The sequence below is a fragment of the Niveispirillum fermenti genome (assembly GCF_048066175.1).
GTDB classification, from domain to species: Bacteria; Pseudomonadota; Alphaproteobacteria; order Azospirillales; family Azospirillaceae; genus Niveispirillum; species Niveispirillum fermenti.
This window is the reverse complement of the sequence record NZ_JBLTXA010000003.1, coordinates 292577-305654: the sequence shown is the minus strand read 5'-3', so window position 1 is coordinate 305654 and position 13078 is coordinate 292577. Positions and strand designations below refer to the sequence as shown.

General features: G+C 68.5%; 9 protein-coding genes. 4 read left to right on the top strand and 5 right to left on the bottom strand.

Annotation, left to right across the window (positions count from 1 at the left end; translation table 11 throughout):
* Positions 1-62: 62 nt before the first annotated feature.
* A complete protein-coding gene (locus ACM9LZ_RS04930) occupies positions 63-725 on the bottom strand; it encodes an alpha/beta hydrolase (protein ID WP_416618228.1) in 663 nt (220 codons plus the stop codon).
* A 315-nt stretch (positions 726-1040) separates the two neighbouring features.
* On the opposite strand from ACM9LZ_RS04930, the gene ACM9LZ_RS04925 reads away from it, so the two are divergent.
* The gene (locus ACM9LZ_RS04925; protein WP_416618227.1) at positions 1041-2159 is read left to right on the top strand and encodes a cysteine desulfurase family protein; all 1119 of its coding nucleotides are present in this window, start codon (positions 1041-1043) and stop codon (positions 2157-2159) included.
* A gap of 37 nt (positions 2160-2196) precedes the next feature.
* Positions 2197-2751, top strand: a complete 555-nt coding sequence (locus ACM9LZ_RS04920) for a molecular chaperone DnaJ (protein ID WP_416618226.1) — start codon at positions 2197-2199, stop codon at positions 2749-2751.
* Between the two features lie 21 nt (positions 2752-2772).
* Here the strand turns inward: ACM9LZ_RS04920 and glcF are convergent, their stop codons facing one another.
* The 3 genes from glcF to ACM9LZ_RS04905 form a co-directional block, all read right to left on the bottom strand.
* On the bottom strand, positions 2773-4056 hold the full coding sequence (gene glcF, locus ACM9LZ_RS04915) for a glycolate oxidase subunit GlcF (protein ID WP_416618225.1): 1284 nt from the start codon (positions 4054-4056) through the stop codon (positions 2773-2775).
* Positions 4057-4061: 5 nt separating this feature from the next.
* Positions 4062-5255, bottom strand: coding sequence for an FAD-binding protein (locus ACM9LZ_RS04910; RefSeq protein ID WP_416618224.1), 1194 nt, complete (start codon positions 5253-5255; stop codon positions 4062-4064).
* Between the two features lie 146 nt (positions 5256-5401).
* Positions 5402-7063, bottom strand: a complete 1662-nt coding sequence (locus tag ACM9LZ_RS04905) for an electron transfer flavoprotein-ubiquinone oxidoreductase (RefSeq protein WP_416618223.1) — start codon at positions 7061-7063, stop codon at positions 5402-5404.
* Positions 7064-7220: 157 nt separating this feature from the next.
* On the opposite strand from ACM9LZ_RS04905, the gene ACM9LZ_RS04900 reads away from it, so the two are divergent.
* Complete coding sequence (locus ACM9LZ_RS04900) at positions 7221-8114, top strand: uracil-DNA glycosylase (protein WP_416618222.1); 894 nt, start codon at positions 7221-7223, stop codon at positions 8112-8114.
* Positions 8115-8121: 7 nt separating this feature from the next.
* Here the strand turns inward: ACM9LZ_RS04900 and ACM9LZ_RS04895 are convergent, their stop codons facing one another.
* Positions 8122-11343: a phosphorylase b kinase regulatory subunit alpha/beta gene (locus ACM9LZ_RS04895; protein ID WP_416618221.1), complete on the bottom strand. Its 3222-nt coding sequence runs from the start codon at positions 11341-11343 to the stop codon at positions 8122-8124.
* Positions 11344-11533: 190 nt separating this feature from the next.
* On the opposite strand from ACM9LZ_RS04895, the gene malQ reads away from it, so the two are divergent.
* Positions 11534-13048 (top strand): 4-alpha-glucanotransferase, encoded by a 1515-nt coding sequence (gene malQ / locus ACM9LZ_RS04890; protein ID WP_416618220.1) that lies wholly within the window; start codon positions 11534-11536, stop codon positions 13046-13048.
* Positions 13049-13078: the final 30 nt, after the last annotated feature.

Here is a 13078-nt window from a genome sequence, read left to right as displayed (position 1 = left end):
GACAGCGAAACGGGCGGGCCCGGCGGCACCGCCCGTTTCCTGAAGGCCAGGCTTGCGGCCCGTCAGCCAGCGGCGGCACCCGCCGGCTTTGACAGGGCCACATCCAGGTAATCATCAACGATCCGGCCCAGATCGTCGGCCTTCTCGTTGAAAAAGTGGTTGGCCCCTTCGACACGGCGGTAATCGATCTTGATGTCCTTCTGCGCCGACAGCTTGTTGACCAGCCGCGTCACCGACGCCTCGGGGACGATCTCGTCCCGGTCGCCATGCACGATCAGGCCGGAGGCAGGGCACGGCGCCAGGAAGGAGAAATCGAACATGTTGGCCGGCGGCGCGATGGACAGAAAACCGTCCAGTTCGGGCCGGCGCATCAGCAATTGCATCCCGATCCAGGCACCGAAGCTGAACCCGCCGATCCAGCAGGAGGAGGCATTGGGATTGTAGGTCTGCAGCCAGTCCAGCGCGCTGGCCGCATCGGACAATTCCCCCTCCCCCCGGTCATAGGTGCCCTGACTGCGGCCCACCCCGCGAAAATTGAAGCGCAGGGCGGAAAAGCCACGCTTGGTGAAGGCGTGGAACAGGGTATAGACGACACGGTTGTTCATCGTGCCGCCATGCTGCGGGTGCGGATGCAGCAGCAGCGCCACGGGCGCATTCGGCAGCTTGCTGTGGGAGTAGCGTCCTTCCAGCCGGCCCGCCGGGCCGTTCATGATCACGTCAGGCATTGCTTCACCGGTCCCGGTCAGACATGCATGGGGCAAGGATCAGGGCGGGAACGGCATCGGCCACGGCACCGCCCGAAGCCTTGCGGCCCTGGTGCATGAGCGATTCTTGACCGTCCATCCCTGTCATTCTATAGGATGCCTCAAGGCGGGGAGTGGGCCGTCGACACGCGCCGGACAAGGACGCGCCCCGCCGTCCACGGGACTGTCCCAAAGCGTTAACCGCGATGGGACGGGGGCGGACTATACCACAGCGCCCATGTTCGTGTTCAAGCCTCTTCGCAGGGGCAAATCAAGCCTTTGGCGGAAAAACAGCCGATGCCGGCCCCCCTTTACCTCGACTGGAACGCCACCGCACCGCTGCGCGCCACCGCCAGAGCCGCCATGGTCGCCGCGCTGGACGTGACGGGCAACCCTTCCTCCATCCACAATCATGGCCGCCGGGCCCGCCGGCTGGTGGAGGATGCGCGCGAGCAGGTGGCCGCCCTGGCCGGGGTGCCACCGGCCTGGATCACCCTCACCGGGGGCGGGACGGAGGCGAACAACCATGCCCTGGCCCTGGCGGCACCGGCGGGCCGCCGGCTGCTGCTGGGCGCCACGGAGCACCCATCGGTGGCCGGATGCGGCGGGCCGGGGGCCGGCATCCTGCCCGTGCGGCCCGACGGGCTGATTGATCTGGAGGCATTGGACCGGCTGCTGGCCGCCGACCCCGCCCCCGCCCTGGTCAGCATCCAGGCCGTGAACAGTGAGACAGGGATCATCCAGCCGCTAGCCGCCATCGCTGCCATCGTCCATCGCCATGGCGGCTGGCTGCACAGCGACGCGGTGCAGGCCGCAGGCCGCATCGGCTTGGACATGCAGGCCATCGGGCTGGACCTGGCGACGCTGTCTGCCCACAAGATCGGCGGGCCGCAGGGCGTCGGCGCCCTGCTGGCCGCCCCATCGGTGCCGCTGGTCCCGCTGCTGTGCGGCGGGGGCCAGGAACGGCGCATGCGGGCCGGAACGGAAAATGTGGCCGGCATCGCCGGATTCGGCGCGGCGGCGCGCGAGGCACTGGCCGGACTGGACGGCTATGCCGGCATCGCCACCCTGCGCGACAGGCTGGAGGCAGCCGTGCGTCAGGCGGCCCCGCAGGTGCGCATCATCGGAACCGGCAGCCCGCGCGTGGCGAATACAAGCTGCCTGGCCCTTCCCGGCATGGCCGCCAACAGCCAGTTGATGGCCTTCGACCTGGCCGGCATCGCGGTGTCGGCGGGGTCTGCCTGTTCATCGGGCACGGTCAAATCCTCCCCCGTGCTGGAAGCCATGGGATATGGGGAGGAGGTGGCCGGCTCCGCCATCCGCGTCAGCCTGGGTTGGGACAGCGGCGACCGGGATATCGACAGGTTTCTGGCCACCTACATCCCGCTGACCGGCCGCGCCCGGCCCGCCGGCTGACGACGCCGCCGTTCCACCCGTTGAAGGAAGACGCCCCTTGGACGCCCCCCTTTCCTGCTGGCACTGCGCCGGCAACGTCTCGGCCCGCGCCCTGTTCTGCCATGGCTGCGGTGCCATCCAGCCGCCGGGGGCCGCCGATCCCTTCACGCGGCTGGGACTGGTAGCGTCATTTGAACTGGACATGGCCGCGATTGACCGGCAACTGGCCGGCTTCGCCCGCATCCTGGCACCGGCCCGCTTCGCCGCCAGGGGTGAGGCGGCCGCGGCCCATGCCGCCGCCCACCGGCAGGCCCAGACGCGGGCGGCGGTCGTGCTGCGCGATCCCGCAGCCCGTGCCCGCGCCCTGCTGGACCTGACCGGCGATGCCCCGGCCCGGCCGGCCAATGGCGGGCCATGGGAAATCGCACTGGCCGCAGCCCCCGACGCCGGTGCCCGCACCCGGGCCCTGGAAGCGGTGAAAACGGAGATGCAGGGCGAATTGCGCCTGCTGCTGGATGCCTTCCGCCTGGGTGATCCGACCCTGGCCGCGACCCGGCTGGCCCGGGTGGAGGCCATGGCCATGGCGCTGGATGCGGCCCGCCGCGCCGGGTAGAGGCCGCCGCACCGGCCCCTGCTAAACCATCGCGGCCGGTGCCGGTCCGCCCGTGGCCCAGTCCAGCAACTGCACGACATGCAGAACGGGCAGGGCCGTGCCTGATCCAATCTGCGTCATGCATCCGATATTGCCGGCCGCCACGACATCGGGGCGCGTTCCTTCGATGGCCGCCACCTTGCGGGCCCGCAATTGGCCGGCCAGGTCGGGCTGTAAAAGATTATAGGTGCCGGCCGACCCGCAGCAGATATGGCCTTCCGGCACATCCAGAACCGTGAAGCCCGCCGCGCGCAGCAGGTCGCGCGGCGCATCCTTCACCCTTTGCCCATGTTGCAGGGAGCAGGCGGCATGATAGGCGACGCGCAGCGGCCGGGGCGGGGTGATGCCGGCGGGCAGGCCCAATTGGGCCAGCACCTCCGTCACGTCGCGGGCCAGGGCCGCGATGCGGGCCGCCGGCCCGGCCAGTGCGGCATCATCGCGGAACATATGGCCGTAATCCTTCACGGTGGTGCCGCAGCCGCTGGCCGTGACGATGACGGCGTCCAGGCCGGGCCCTTCCACCTCCGCCATCCAGGCGCGGATATTCGCGGCGGCGAAGGCATGGCCGTCATGGCCCATATGATGGGTCAGCGCCCCGCAGCAGCCCACCCCCTTCGCCACCACCACCTCCACCCCCAGGCGGGTCAGCAGACGGATCGCCGCTTCATTGATGGCGGGGTCCAGGGCGGGCTGCACGCAGCCGGGCAGCAGGCCGACGCGCATCCGCCGCCGCCCCTCGGCCGGGAAATGGGCCGGTCCTTCCTGTGCCGTGCGCCCATGGATGCGGGCCGGTGCCAGGTCCAGCATGCCGCGCATCGCGCGCGGCAGCAGGGTCCGGAACGGCCTTGCCACCCGCGCCAGACCCATGGCCGCCCGGAACCGCCCCGGATGGGGCAGGGTCAGGCGCAGGGCCAGCCGGCGCAGCCTGTCCGGCAGCGGCCGGCGGCCCGTCCGTTCGATATGCGCGCGCGCATGGTCAACCAGATGCATGTAATGCACACCCGACGGGCAGGTCGTCATGCAGGACAGGCACGACAGGCAGCGGTCGATATGGTGGGTTTCCACCGGGCCGGCCGGCCGGTCGCTCTCCAGCATGTCCTTGATCAGGTAGATGCGGCCGCGCGGGCTGTCACGCTCATCTCCCGTCAGCAGATAGGTGGGGCAGGTCGCCGTGCAGAAGCCGCAATGGACGCAGGCGCGCAGGATGCGCTCGGCCTCCGCCGTGCCGCTGTCGGCCAGTTGCGCCAGGGTGAAATGCGTCTGCATGCCGGTCAGAACCCCATGCGGCCGGGGTTGAGCAGATTGCCCGGGTCGAACTGCGCCTTCACGCGGGCGGTCAATGCGGCCAGGGCGGGCGCCGGCGGGTGGAAGACCGGCACCGTTTCCTTCACGGCGTCGGAAGCCCGCATCAAGGTGGCGTGGCCATCGCCCCCCACGGCGCCCCCCACGGCACCGCGAACGATAGCGGCGCCGGCATCGGTCATACCGGCAGGCAGGCCCAGCCAGACCAGCCCGCCGCCCCAATCCAGCCAGCCCCGCGCGCGCGGAACCCGGGCCCGCACCGCTTCCAGCACATCCATGCCCGCCATGGGCGGCACCGACAGGCGCCAGACATCCAGGTCGGGCCGGTCGGCCAGCGGCAGCGCATCGCGCAGCCCGGCCCAAAGAGCCGCCGTCTCCCCACCATCCAGCACACCCATGGCGGCCCGTCCCGCCAGCAGCCGTTCCAGCGTGGCCAGCCGCGCCGCCACCGACGCCGCAACCCCGTCAAGGCGCAGCAGCACGCAGGGTGTGCGGTCGGGCAGCAGGTCGTGCAGCGGCAGGCCGGCCGGTGTCCAGGCGGCGGCCGCCACCTCCGCCGCCGATCCCAGCGCATCGGCCAGGGCGCGGGTGGCGGCGGCCCCGTCGATCCCGGCCAGCACCAGGGTGCGGGACACGGGTGGGGCCGGCAGCACCTTGACCACGATCTCCACCATCACCCCCAGCGTGCCATGCGCACCCGTCAGCAACTTGGGCAGGTCGAAGCCCGTGACATTCTTCACCACCCGGCCGCCGGCCCGGAAAAGCTCCCCCCGCCCTGACAGGGCCGTCATGCCCAGCACATGGTCACGGCAGGCCCCGGCACGCAGGCGCCCCGGCCCCGACAGGGCGCAGGCCACCACGCCGCCCAGCGTCCCCTGCCCCGCCGCCCGGCCGTAAAGCGGCCCCAGGTCCGGCGGCTCGAACGCCAGCGTCTGGCTGCGCGCTGCCAGCGTCGCCTGCAGAACCGTCAGGGGCAGTCCCGGCTCGGCCACCAGGACCAGTTCCTCCGGCTCATAGCTGATGATGCGGTCCAGGCCGGCCACGGACAGGTCCGCCGCCGCCGTCACGGCATGGCCGAACCCCGCCTTGCTGTCCGCGCCCGCGATACGCAGGGGCGTGCCGGCACGGATGGCATCGGTCAGGTCGGCAAGGGTCGGCGGCATGGTCGCGATCGGCGGTGGAAACGGATGGCGGCATTCTTGTCCTGCATCCGGGCGGGCGCAATATCAATCCCGCCAGATGGAAAAGGGGCGGCAGCCTGCGCCACCGCCCCTTGACCGTCCCATATCCCCGCACGCGGAGGGGCTCGTCACATATTGGGATAGTTCGGTCCCCCGCCGCCTTCCGGCACGGTCCAGACGATGTTCTGCAGCGGGTCCTTGATATCGCAGGTCTTGCAATGCACGCAGTTCTGCGCGTTGATCACGAAGCGCGGGTTGGACCCGTCATCATCCCGCATCACCTCGTACACCCCGGCCGGGCAGTAACGCTGCGCCGGTTCGTCATAATTGGGCAGGTTGTACGCGATGGGGATGCCGGGGTCCTTCAGCTTCAGGTGCGCCGGCTGGTCTTCCTCGTGATTGGTGTTGGAAATGAACACCGAGGACAGCCGGTCGAAGCTGATCACGCCATCGGGCTTGGGATACTTGATCTTCCGCGCCATGTTGGCGGGAACCAGGCTTTCATTGTCCGGCTTGGCATGGTGCAGGGTGTAGGGCAGCAGCTTGCCCAGCCCCAGATCATGCGCCCACATCTGGATGCCGCCATGCAGATTGCCCAGCATAAGCCCGGCCTTCAGGCCCGGCTTGACGTTGCGGACCTTGTACAGATCCTCGTAAACCCAGCTTTGCTTCCACGACGCCTCATAGGCGTCCAGCGTGTCGCCGGACCCCACGCCGGATGCCAGCCTGGCGAACGCCGCCTCGGCCGCCAGCATGCCCGTCTTCATGGCATTATGGGTGCCCTTGATGCGCGGCACGTTGACGAAGCCGGCCGAACAGCCGATCAGCGCCCCGCCGGGGAACACCAGCTTCGGCACGGATTGCAGCCCGCCCTCATTGATGGCGCGCGCGCCATAGGACAGGCGCTTGCCGCCCTCCAGATATTTGCGAACGAACGGGTGCTGCTTGAAGCGCTGGAACTCCTCGAACGGCGACAGATGCGGGTTCCAGTAATCCAGGTTCACCACGAAGCCGATCGACACCTGGTTCTCTTCCAGATGGTACATCCAGGAACCGCCGGCCGTCTTGGAATCCAGCGGCCAGCCCTGGGTGTGGATGACCAGACCCTGCTGATGCTTTTCCGGATCGATCTGCCACAGTTCCTTGATGCCGATGCCGTATTTCTGCACGTCGCAGTCGGAGCGCAGATCGAACTTCTCCATCAGCAGCTTGGACAGGTTGCCGCGCACGCCTTCCGCGAAGAAAGTATACTTGCCGTGCAGTTCCATGCCGGGCGTGTAGTTGGCCGTCGGCTCGCCATCCTTGCCGATGCCCATGTCGCCGGTGGCCACACCCTTGACGCTGCCATCCTCGTTGTAAAGCACCTCCGCGGCGGCGAAGCCGGGATAGATCTCAACGCCCAGTTCCTCCGCCTGGCCCGCCAGCCAGCGGCAGAGATTGCCCAGCGAAATGGCGTAGTTGCCGTCATTATGCATCAGCGGCGGCAGCAGGAAGTTCGGAACGCGGATGCCACCCTTTTCCGACAGCATGTAGAAGCGGTCGTCGGTGACGGGGGTGTTCAGAGGGGCGCCCTTTTCCTTCCAGTCGGGGATCAGTTCGGTCAGCCCCCGCGGATCGATGACGTTGCCCGACAGGATGTGGGCCCCCACCTCCGATCCCTTTTCCAGGACGCAGACACTGACCTCCTGACCCTTTTCCGCGGCCAGTTGCTTCAGCCGGATCGCCGCGGACAGGCCCGAAGGCCCCGCGCCGACGATCACGACATCATATTCCATCGATTCGCGTTCCATACCCCGTCCCACCGCTTCCATTACAGCCCGCACCGGCCGGCGGGACCTTGTCATGCGGTCCCTGCGATCCAGCCATGGCGCGGCTGCCGGCCCATCCAGCGGGGCCGGTCCTCTACGACGCTGTTAAGACAGCATAGGCGGATGGTAGGGTCAAACCATGATTGGGCTTGCAGAATCCGTATCGGCCCTGCGCTTCCTGCTGGATGCCGGGGTTGACGAGGCGATCGAGGACACGCCGACCGACTGGTCGGCCGTGGCCATCAGGGCGCGCGGCAAGGCGGCCGGTGCGTCACCGCCCCCCGCCGCACCCCAACCGGCCGCCTCATTGCCGCCGGATCGGGGTCCGGGACCGGCCGCGGGACCAGCAGAGAATGCACAACAGGCTAAAATCGGGAACATACCTCCCCTTGGCGCGAACGAAGCCGGACAGTCGGCGCGCGCCGCGGCGGCCGCAGCCCATGACCTGGATTCGCTGAAGACGGCGCTGGCCGCCTTCGATGGCTGTGCGCTGAAGAAGACGGCCACCAATCTGGTGTTCGGCATGGGCAGCCGGCAGGCCCGCATCATGCTGGTCGGCGAGGCGCCGGGCGAGAACGAGGACCGGCAGGGCCTGCCCTTCGTGGGGCCCGCGGGGCAGTTGCTGGACCGTATGCTGGCCGCCATCGGGCTGGACCGCCATGCCGAAGACCCGGCCAAGGCCGTCTATATCACCAACATGCTGCCCTGGCGCCCGCCCGGCAACCGCAGCCCGACCGACAGCGAGATCGCGGCCTGCATGCCGTTCATGGTGCGGCATATCGAATTGCTGGCGCCCGACTTCCTGATCTTCGCCGGCGGCATCAGTGCCAAGGCCATGCTGAACCGTACCGAAGGCATCACGCGCCTGCGCGGCCGATGGTTCGATTACGGATCGGCCGGCCTGCGCAAGTCGGTGACCGCCATCCCCATGCTGCACCCCGCCTATCTGCTGCGCAACCCGGCCGCCAAGCGGGAAGCCTGGAAGGACCTGCTGGCCCTGCGGCTGCGGCTGGACGGGGCGGACGCGGGCTGATGCGCCCTCAGGCCGCGTCCGGCACGCCGTCGGCCAGGCCGGCCAGCATCAGCGCACCGGTGGCCAGATGTTCGGCCGCCGTCACGGGGGACAGGTTGTAAAACCCCTTCCAGGCCGTTGCCCCGTTGGGATCGCCGATGCCCGGATGCTTCAGCGACCAATGCCGCGCCACCGCCGTGGCGATGATACGGTCGGTGGAAATCAGGCCGGGCAGCCGCACCTCGCTATGCACCGACAGCATCTCCGACACCGCCCACAGCGCCTCCACCGTCAATTGCCGGTATTCGGGGTTCATGATGCGATCCAGCCGGCTTTCCACCTCGCGCGCGAAGTCGCGCTCGCCGGGGGTGCGGTCGGCGCGCAGGGTGGCGCTGTCCAGGCGCATGTCATGGTTGGTGGGATCGGCGATGATCAGGCCGTCGCCATGGCGCAGCAGACCCCAGACGCGGTGGAAGAATTCGTCGGGCACGGGCAGCAGGGTGCCGGCCGTGTCGCGCCAGCCCCACCAGTCCCCGCCCGTCAGGATGTGGGCCGACCAATGGTCCCCCTCCATGGCGAATTCCGGCCGGTCCACGGCGCAGGCCCGCGACAGGACGGGCAGACAGAAATCCCCCGTCATGCCGGGACAGCGGGAAATCAGCCGGCGCAAGCGCGTCAGGATCGTGTGCGGTCCCTCGCCCTTCAGCATCTCCAGCGCCGCGGCCTCCGACACGCCGCGCTGCCGGCCGACGGACCGGACCAGCAGGCCCAGCAGATCGGCTGGCCGGGCCGACAGGGTATAGCGGAACAGTTCGGGGCTGGCCTTGATCAGCGTGCCGCTGAACAGCAGCATCTCTTCCCGCAGCATCAGCGTCGCCGGGTCGCCGCCGATGGCGGCCAGCCGGTGACTGATCTCCGCATTCGCCAGTGGCCGGTCGACGACCGCGCCCGCCCGCGCACAGTCGCCCAGAATCACGTGTTTCTGCCGGACCACGATCTCCTTCACCGCGTCCTGCAGGCGTTCGTCATGCCGGTCCATCAGCCAGGCCAGCGGCCGGACGATGTCCCAGTGCCCGGCATGGCCGGCGGCGCGGTACAGATCCTCCGCCCGCTGCCACAGGGGCCGGCTGTCGCCATCGGGCACGAAATCACGCCCCTGGCGCTGCCAGAGCAGCGAGAGCATCAGCAGGTGCCAGTCGGCCCGCCGCTCCCCGTCCAGCGACCGGGCAAGCCAGGGCGTGTCCCCCTCCTCGATCCAGCGGCGATCCTCCGCACCCGGCGGCGGGGCCGCGAAATCGAAACCGGCACCGGCATCGCGCGCCCGCACGGGCCGGGCGGAAACCGGGCAGGAAGGCGCAATCTGGTCGAAGGCGATGATGCGGGACCCAGCATAGGTGTCGGCCAGATCGCCGCCACGCACCACCAGGTCCGGCACCCTGCCCGCCAGCAGATCGGCCAGCGTGCGGGCCAGTTCGGCGAACCCCTCGCCCGCCGCCATGCCCTTGGACACGGGAAAGACCAGCAACGGCGGCTTGGTGAAGGTCCAGGTGCGGTTGATATAGGCGATTTCCGACAAAAGCCGTTCGACCAGGAACCGGTGGTCATAGGTGAAATAGAAACCGTCCTGTTCATCGACGAAGGTGGGCACGATGACGGCCGGCTGCCCCGCGAAGCGGAAGCCGTTGGCCGTGATCAGCGTGCCCAGCCGGCGCGGCGGCCGACCGGAAAGCCCCAGCGCCTCGCAGCGCCCCAGTTCGGCCAGCGCCCCGACCAGCACATCGACATGGCAGATATGGATGGAGCCACCGCCTTGGGACAGGGTCTGGCAGAAGACGCCATGGCCGCGCAGTTCGGCCTGCACCGGCTCGTCCTCAGCCAGGACGACCAGACGCAGCGGCACCGGCGGCTTGGGCTTCAGCTTGGCCCGCCGGTTCAGCGGATCGACGTCGCCGGCCGACAGATACCCCTCGTCCAGCAGCAGGCCCATGATGAACAGGCTTTGCGCCCACAGCAGCGGCACATTGTCGTTGGGGATGCGCGCCTGGCTGCCGGGGCTGGCGCGCTCCGCCTCCACCGTGTCGGCGGGCACGATGTAAAGCTCCGGCAGCAGCGTGTCGGACCCGCGCTCCACCAGCAGCCCTTCCAGCCGCTCGCGCCATTGCGCCGCCCCGCGCGCATCCCCTGTCAGCAGGGCCGTGACGTAGAAATAGGTGAAGAACAGCGGCCATTCGCTTTCAATGCCACGGAACCGCTCCAACTCGCCCGCCTCGTAATGCAGGCGGGAATGATCCTCCAGCACGGTCTGGTGCCCGTCGGTCAGGAAGCGTTTGCAGCCATAGGGGCCGCCCAGCTTCGACAGGATCTCCGCGCGCGTGCGCTCCACCAGATCAGGCACGTCGACGGCGAAGCCGGGCCAGCCGATGATGGCCAGCAGGGCGGCATCCACCTCCTTCGATCCGGACTCGCGCGGCAGCAGTGCCTCCACCGTGGCCCGGGCCCGCGCGATCTCGTCCGGCACGGCGTGGATGACGGCAACCCGGCCCCCATCCTCCCCGAACAGGTCCAGCCCCTGCATGGCCTCCATGGCGGCCTTGGCCATGCCGATGGAACTGGCGTTCAGTTCCACAGCCCCGTCATTGATCTTGCGTCCCCGCTCCCAGATGCCGAAATCGGCGATGCGATAGGCGGGACCGATGTAATGGACAAGGTTCTGGACGAAGGCCACCTCGTCCATCGTGTAGATCAGCGACATGCCGGACCGCGTCATCTGCGCCAGCATCAGCAGGAACAGCGACGTCGCGTCGATCTGGAGATGTCCCCAGCCATCGTCAGCGGCGACGGCCTCGCCCGTGCTGGCCGAATAGATGGCGTGCAGGCTGTCCAGGGGCGCCTGGGTCTGCTTGAACCGTTCCACCTTCGCGGCCTGACGCATCATGGCCTGCAAAAGGCCCCGCATGGTCTTCACCACGCTTTGTTCCAGAAGGCGGGCGCGTGCCGCGCTGTCGCCGCGGCGGCGATAGGCCAGCGACAGGGCCCAGGGACCGATGATGGAATAGACATTGTCGCGCACCCAGGCATGGGTGTAGTTGCCATGCACCGTCACGGCCGTGGAGGCCGGCAACAACCCGGTGATGGGGTGCTGGCGGGAAAGGATCACCCGGTTCACATGGTCGAACAGCCGATCCAGCGCGGTCTTGGCCGCCTGCGGTCCCTGCTTGCCGATCCCCCGTGGCAATGGCGCTTCCGGCATCTGTCCCCCGTAACAACAACGCCCGCTTCCTGATCCCAAGACTGTAACAGCGTTACCGGCGCGCGCAACTGTTGCAATGCAACATGGGTTGCGAAATCATGGGCGCCATGGGTCGGCCTGATAGGAATGGCGGCCCCTTGCCCGCCGCCCCCTCCGCGTTTGCGACCAGCCCCAGGAAAGAACCGGCCCCATGATCAACCAGCGCGCCAGCGGCATCCTTCTGCACCCGACCTCGCTGCCCGGCGGGCATGGCATCGGGGACATGGGGCCGGCTGCCCGCACCTTCCTGGCGCAACTCCAGGCTGCGGGGCAAACCATATGGCAAATCCTGCCGCTGGCCCCGACCAGCCTGGGCAACAGCCCCTATTCGGCCCTGTCCAGCTTCGCCGGCAACCCGCTGCTGATCAGTTTCGACGATCTGGTGGCCGACGGGCTGGCCGATTCCGCCCTGCTGGACCGTCTGCCCGGAAACGGGCCGGAGCGGGTGGATTATGACGGGGTGGCCGCCATGAAGCTGGCCTCACTGGACATCGTGGCCGGCGATTTCCTGAAACGGTCGTCCGATGACGAGGAGTGGGGCGATTTCGAGCTGTTCCGCGCCCGCAACGATGCCGAATGGCTGGATGATTATGCGCTCTACACCGTGCTGAAGGCCCGCCACCAGGGCAGGGCGTGGCCGGAATGGAACGCGCTCTACATCGCGCGCGATCCCATCGGCATCGGGGAAGCCCGGCATACGCTGTCCTTCGACATCAAGAAGGTGAAGGTGCAGCAGTTCCTTTTCTTCCGGCAATGGATGCGCCTGAAGAAGGAGGCCAACCAGCGCGGCATCCACATCATGGGGGATATCCCCATCTTCGTGGCGGGCGACAGCGCCGATGTCTGGTCCCGCCGCGACCTGTTCGCGCTGGACGAACGCGGCCAGCCCACCGTCGTGGCCGGCGTGCCACCCGATTATTTCTCGGCCACGGGCCAGCGCTGGGGCAACCCGCTCTATCGCTGGGACGCCCACAGGGCGGAAGGTTTCGCCTGGTGGCGGCGGCGCATCGCCCGCACCCTGGAAACGGTCGACATGGTGCGCATCGACCATTTCCGCGGATTTGAAAGCTATTGGGAAATCCCCGCGCAGGAGGAAACGGCCATCCATGGCCAGTGGGTGCCGGCACCGGGTTACGAACTGTTTCAGTCCCTGCGCGATGCCCACGGCCCGCTGCCCATCATCGCGGAGGATCTGGGCATCATCACACCGGAGGTGGAACGGCTGCGCGACCATTTCGGGTTCCCCGGCATGCGCGTGCTCCCGTTCGAGTGGGGCGACCATTTCGAGCCCTGGCACTACGACCCCAACCGCTATGCCGCGCATTCCGTCTTCTATACCGGTACCCACGACAATGACACGATCCTGGGCTGGGTCGCGTCACGCGGGGGCCTGGACGGGGAATTGGGACAGCGCATCCGTTCCTACCTGAACACCGACGGGCGGGAACTGCATTGGGACCTGATCCGCTTCGCCCTGGGCGTGAATGCCGAACTGGCGATCACGCCCCTGCAGGATGTGCTGGGCCTTGGTACCGAAGGCCGCATGAATGTGCCGGGCCAACCCGATGGTAACTGGGGCTGGCGCCTGAAGCCGGGACAATGGCGGGATGAGGATGTGGAGCGGCTGCGCGACCTGACGGCCGCCGCCGGGCGGCTGGTCGCCTGATACCGGCCAGACATCAAAGGCCGGCACCAC